The sequence below is a fragment of the Sinomonas mesophila genome (assembly GCF_001999765.1).
Classification (GTDB): Bacteria; Actinomycetota; Actinomycetes; order Actinomycetales; family Micrococcaceae; genus Sinomonas; species Sinomonas mesophila.
Genome location: NZ_KV908327.1, coordinates 1 through 373, shown reverse-complemented (window position 1 = coordinate 373; position 373 = coordinate 1). Strand labels below are relative to the sequence as shown.

The 373-nt window shown below is 71.6% G+C and carries 1 pseudogene; it reads left to right on the top strand.

The features are described from left to right. A pseudogene (locus BV907_RS19105) lies at window positions 1-373 on the top strand (RHS repeat domain-containing protein); the annotation flags it as partial.

Here is a 373-nt window from a genome sequence, read left to right as displayed (position 1 = left end):
CTCACCGCCGTGCAGGGACCCGACCCGGGCGTCCCGCCCACCGCCACGGCCTACGACGCCAACGGCAACACCACCACCGTCACCGACTCCATGGGCCGGACCGTGACCTTCGCCTACGACGCGGCGAACCGGGCCACCTCGGTGACGAACCCGCTGGGCACCTACACCCTCGCCTACACGCCCCGGAACCAGGTCGCCAGCGTCACCGACCCGCAGGGCGCCGTCACCGCCTACACGTACGACGCCGCGGGCAGGCTGACCAGGGCGGACCTGCCGGGCACGGACAGCGACGTCACCTACACCTACGACGCCAACGGCAACCGCGCCACCATGGTCGATCCGAACGGCACCACGACCTACGCCTACGACTCGC